The sequence below is a fragment of the Vibrio sp. 1288 genome (genome assembly GCF_033344475.1).
In genome coordinates this window covers 1-656 of the sequence record NZ_JAWPOX010000623.1, presented here as the reverse complement: position 1 = coordinate 656, position 656 = coordinate 1, and the positions used below count along the sequence as shown (strand labels likewise).

Here is a 656-nt window from a genome sequence, read left to right as displayed (position 1 = left end):
TAGATGGGGCTTTGATTCAGGAGTTGTTCTCGTTTGACGGTATCGGAACTCAAGTCGTCATGGCGAGCGCAGAGCAAGTTCGTCAAGCTGGTATTGATGACATCGGCGGCATTTTGGAATTGATTCATCCATTAGAAGAACAAGGCATTTTGGTCAGGCGTTCGAGAGAACAGCTAGAGCAAGAGATTGGTAAATTCACCATCATTGAAAAAGATGGCTTAATCATCGGATGCGCGGCTTTATACCCATATTCTGAAGAACGAAAAGCTGAAATGGCCTGTGTTGCTATTCACCCAGACTATCGGGATGGCAACCGAGGTTTGTTGCTGCTGAACTACATGAAGCATCGTTCAAAATCAGAAAACATCAACCAGATTTTTGTCCTTACCACCCACAGTCTACATTGGTTTAGAGAGCAAGGATTCTACGAAGTTGGAGTCGATTACTTGCCAGGAGCCAAACAAGGGCTGTACAACTTTCAGCGTAAGTCCAAAATCTTAGCGTTAGACTTATAAACAAACTCAACATCATTAACAGATGCGTTCTGAATCCTCAATCCGAGGTTTAGAACGCCATGCTCCGACTCTCTCAACAATAAAGCAATGAATCATAAGCAGTAATATCATTAATTTAGATATGCAAAGCATTACATTGAT

Annotated in this window: 1 protein-coding gene; it reads left to right on the top strand. The window is 42.2% G+C overall.

Annotation, left to right across the window (positions count from 1 at the left end; translation table 11 throughout):
- On the top strand, positions 1-515 hold a 515-nt coding region (gene argA, locus R8O11_RS28415), incomplete at its 5' end, for an amino-acid N-acetyltransferase (protein WP_318195016.1).
- Between the last annotated feature and the right edge of the window lie 141 nt (positions 516-656).